This is a genomic window from Clostridium sp. UBA2485 (assembly GCF_002341865.1).
GTDB lineage: Bacteria > Bacillota > Clostridia > Clostridiales > Clostridiaceae > Clostridium_J.
Map to the genome: position 1 here is coordinate 1 of NZ_DDOV01000028.1, position 4343 is coordinate 4343.

The 4343-nt window shown below is 24.8% G+C and carries 5 protein-coding genes; 3 read left to right on the plus strand and 2 right to left on the minus strand.

What is annotated here, in order from left to right:
• Positions 1 to 173: 173 nt before the first annotated feature.
• Both B3603_RS03645 and B3603_RS03650 read left to right on the plus strand, forming a co-directional pair.
• On the plus strand, positions 174 to 410 hold the full coding sequence (locus tag B3603_RS03645; protein ID WP_291560867.1) for a hypothetical protein: 237 nt from the start codon (positions 174 to 176) through the stop codon (positions 408 to 410).
• On the plus strand, positions 373 to 573 hold the full coding sequence (locus tag B3603_RS03650) for a hypothetical protein (protein WP_291560870.1): 201 nt from the start codon (positions 373 to 375) through the stop codon (positions 571 to 573). The genes B3603_RS03645 and B3603_RS03650 overlap by 38 nt, the downstream gene beginning before the upstream one ends.
• 71 nt (positions 574 to 644) lie before the next feature.
• Here B3603_RS03650 and B3603_RS03655 read toward each other — a convergent pair whose 3' ends face one another.
• Entirely contained in the window at positions 645 to 2327 is a 1683-nt protein-coding gene (locus B3603_RS03655; RefSeq protein WP_291560872.1) for an ABC transporter ATP-binding protein, read from the minus strand.
• An 8-nt stretch (positions 2328 to 2335) separates the two neighbouring features.
• A complete protein-coding gene (locus B3603_RS03660) occupies positions 2336 to 3589 on the minus strand; it encodes a radical SAM protein (RefSeq protein ID WP_291560874.1) in 1254 nt (417 codons plus the stop codon).
• 620 nt (positions 3590 to 4209) lie between these two features.
• Here B3603_RS03660 and B3603_RS03665 point away from each other — a divergent pair.
• Positions 4210 to 4343, plus strand: a 134-nt coding sequence (locus tag B3603_RS03665) for a histidine phosphatase family protein (RefSeq protein WP_291560877.1), incomplete at its 3' end; no start/stop codon positions are given.

A 4343-nucleotide genomic window follows, 5' to 3' on the forward strand; every position in this document is an offset into this window, starting at 1 on the left:
ATTATTCAGCTCCTACTCGATTGTAGAAGTAGAAAGACCATTATAATAATATTTTTCTTGAGGGAATATAAATTATAGATTACAAGCTAAAAATTTATGGATTTATTTTTGTGAATGAATAAATTTATGTATTTTGTACAAAATATAGCTAAATAGTATCGAGGGGGATTTATATGTCAGACTACAGAATGGATATAAGAGGAGACATAAACCTTAGTGATTATAGTAGTATCCATGATTATATGGGTATAGTAGGGCCAGAAGACAAATTCACTATTGTTTTGCAGTCTGCTAGTGAGGAAGATGCCAAAGTACTATGTAGTATTTTAGAAAGTGATAAATTCACTATAGTTTCAAAAGGAGATATATATGATGGGAAATACTTCATACAAGCGTTTAAGAAAAAATGACCCTATTAATAGTAGACTTATTGAACAAGCCTATGGTTCAGATATTAATCATTGTAAGGTAGAGCACAATTATCCAATAACAAATAATTTAATGCCAGCAGTAAAGAATTGGGTTCAAGTTGGTGAAATTAATCATGAAGAAAGAAAAGGATTTAGACTATGATTTTCGTAGTCTATTTTTCATCATAAAAAATACAGAGTGTTATTATTTTATTACTCTGTATTTTTAGCATTTTAACCAACATTATACAAATTATAAAAGTAATTACGATTTTTTAATAGTTGTAGATAAGTACCTTCTTCTACAATTTTTCCATCATCCATAACTATAATTTCATCACAGCTATTTAATAAATCTTCAGAAAGCTTATGAGTTATAAATATCACTGTCAAGTCTTCTATATCTAGCAAGGTCTTTTCTATGTTATAGGAAGTCTCCTTATCTAAAGAAGAAGTAGCTTCATCTAATATTATTATAGGTGTATTTCTTATTATAGATCGAGCTATAGAAATTCTTTGCTTTTCTCCACCAGATATAAAACTGCCATTTTCACCTATATAACTTTCTGCTTTGTTTGGTAATATATCTATGAAATCTTTTAAGCCAGACTTGTCTATAGAATTATATATTTCATCAGTACTATAGTTATTAAATAGTGTAATATTCTCTCTTATTGATGCATCGAACATAAATATATCCTGTTGAATTATAGAAATATTGTTATATAAACTATTAAAGCTGATATCTTTAATATCATTATTATCTATAGCAATAGTTCCTTCGTAATCATTATAATATTTTAATAGTAGTTTAGCTAATGTAGATTTTCCACTTCCGCTTTTACCGACTAAAGTATATTTACCACCTTTTTTAAAAGTAAATGTTATATTATCTAAAACTTTTCTTTCATCCTCATACATAAAGCTTACATTATGAAATTTAATCTCCTTTTTAAAACATTCCAATACTTTTCCATTATCTATGAGTTCTTTTTCATTAAGGATATCTTCTACTTTCTTTTTTATTAATTTTACCGATTTAAATGAGCTTATTTGACTTGTTAGAGCTAATATTGGAGAACTAACTAAATTAAGTAATTGAAAAGATGCTATGAATGTCCCTATAGTTATTTTATCTTTCATTATAAGATAAATTCCTAATGCCAATGTTAAGAAATATGCAGAATAAGATGCGATTATACTTAATATATCTACTATTAAGGAAAATCTATGAAATGTATATCTTGATTGCTCTACATCAATATTTTTATCTTTATAGATATTATAAGATTGAGGTTGTGCATTAAAACTCTTTATTATGCTCATTCCCGAAAATAAATCTTTAGATTTTTCCATAAATATACTTAATGAATGAGAATAAATTTTTTTGTAAATACTTAATTTTTTAGTAGATATATAGGGTACTAATATAGGTAAAAAACTAAACACTATAGCTATAATACCAAGATATGGGTTAAGTATTGTTATAGATAAAGAGGCACTTAGAAAAGATATAATTACTTGAAATAATGCGAATAAGTTCATAAAATATGAACCCTGCAACATTTCTAAATCATTATTAATTAAAGACATATACGATGCTGTATTAGTACTATCAAATTCTTTTTTTTGTCTATATGATAATTTTTTAAAGACATCATTTTTTAAGTCTATCATCACGCTTCTTATAAACTTCATCCATTGGATATTACTGATATATGAGGAGATTACTATAGTTAATATATATAGGAGTATAATGATAGAATTTTTATACACTAAAGTTAAATTTTTAGAAGTACAAGAATCAATTAAGTTTTTTATAGTAAAAGACATAATAGAAGTTGATATAGATTTCAGTGCAATAAAAATTATTGCTACTATAAATATTTTTTTATATTTAAATAAATATTTTTTCATAATTTGTATTAAAGTCCTTCACAAAAGGTTAAATAGTAATCTTCCATTTCCGTACAAATATCTTTAATACTAAATTGACGTTTATTTAAATTATTTTGCCATTTTTTCATAGAGAGTGGCAGACTAGAAAAATTATAATCTTTTAATATATTTTCTATAGGTGATTTATTTATATTACCCATAGAGAAAACATCATCTGGTATAAATTCGCAGGGTTTTATATTACCATTTTCGCTTATACACCAATTTAAAATTCCTGCACCACAATTTATACATTTATAGTTCTCTTGAAATCCTTTTTGTATTTTTTCTTTATCAAAACTATCTATTATTATATCTTTTTTATACTTCTCTATAAAATTTTTTATGTCATAGTTAGCTTTTTCTAGATCTTCTTCATCTAATATTATATTAGTTAATGATTCTGCTCTACCTAATAATGACAAAGTTCCAAATCTTAAATTTTTTACACCTATATCTATAGAAAATTTAATGAAGTCTTCTATGTCATTTATTGTATTTTTAGTTAGTATAGTACCTACAACGGAATTTATATTAAATTTGTTTAGAAGTTTTACTGCTTGTACAGTTTTTTTATGAGAACCTGCTAATGTGGTGAATTCATCATGTTTTTTCTCATAATTTGAGTATAAAGATAATTGAATGCTGTTTACACCAACAAATTTTTCTATATTTTTGTCATTTATCAATGTACCTGTAGTTGTTATCATTGTAGAAAAATTTTTTTTACTGAAATCCAATATTTGATAAAAGTTATCATGCAACAGAGGTTCTCCACCAGTTAATTGCAATGATCTAACTTTTCCTTTAAAATGACTAAGTAAATTTATTAAATTACTATAATCTATAAAAGCCTTTTCACTAGATGAGCAGCTTTTAAAACAATGGATACATTTTAGATTACATTTATTTGTTAAGCTTATAATTAAATTTAAAGGCATTTTAATACCTTTTTCTCCAGTTTTCATAATATTATAATTTTTTTTGCTTACATCTATACCTAAAGCTTTTGGTTTACTATCTATAAATTCTAAAATTATATCCTTAATTTTACATTTATCTTCTATATTTAATTCATTAGATATAATTTCAATTATTTCTTCCATTGAGTTTAGTCCATTTATATATTCCATAATATAAGCTTCTACATTATTTAATATATAAGTGCCATCGGGTGTAAATATAATTCCATGGTCTTCAATTAAATGATAATTACAATCTTCTTTTATATATGGATACATATATGTTCACTCCTTAAAATTACATGCAATCAAGTGAGATTACTTGATTGCATGTTTTTTACTAAGCAATTTTTATTTTAGTAATTTTACTAAAGAGGTATTGCAGCGGAAACGTAACGAGGATCAGAGCATATCATTATCTTACGAATACAGTCTGGATATAGAACACTTTTTGAGCTAGTATAATTTAAAAATATTTCTTTACTCACTATTTCTCCCCCTTTCAATATTAAAATTCACTACAATTTTCATGCATGAATTGCAATAATAAGGTGATATATCCTTATAAGTATATTGTCATTTGGCTGAAAAAATGCTAAATACTTTCATAAGTGTTTTTATCTCATATATTCTTATAAAGATATTTTTTATACAAATATTTAACACAAATTTTCAATATTTTATTTTTTACTTGATTTTTATGAATATTACTTGATAAAATCATATTTAGATTCTTAGATAAAATAGTGTAATACGATAATTAGTTATTTTAAGATATTTTAACAAAAAATATAAGTATATAAAACATTTTCATATAGATAAATAGAATGTAATCTTATATAAGGAAAGTAATTCCAGAATAATAGTATTAACTAAACTAAAGTAAAAGAGGTGTAGCGATGACAACATTATATATAACAAGGCATGGAGAAACAGAATGGAATAAACTTGGCAGGATGCAGGGCTGGGGAGATTCTCCTTTAACAGAGCTAGGAATTAAGCAGGCACAATGGTTTAGAGATAGAGTAATAAA

Excerpts from the sequence above, each read along its gene's own strand:
- B3603_RS03660 (WP_291560874.1), bottom strand. The coding sequence starts at position 3,589 with ATGTATCCATATATAAAAGAAGATTGTAATTATCATTTAATTGAAGAC.
- B3603_RS03655 (WP_291560872.1), bottom strand. The coding sequence starts at position 2,327 with ATGAAAAAATATTTATTTAAATATAAAAAAATATTTATAGTAGCAATA.
- B3603_RS03645 (WP_291560867.1), top strand. The coding sequence starts at position 174 with ATGTCAGACTACAGAATGGATATAAGAGGAGACATAAACCTTAGTGAT.
- B3603_RS03650 (WP_291560870.1), top strand. The coding sequence starts at position 373 with ATGGGAAATACTTCATACAAGCGTTTAAGAAAAAATGACCCTATTAAT.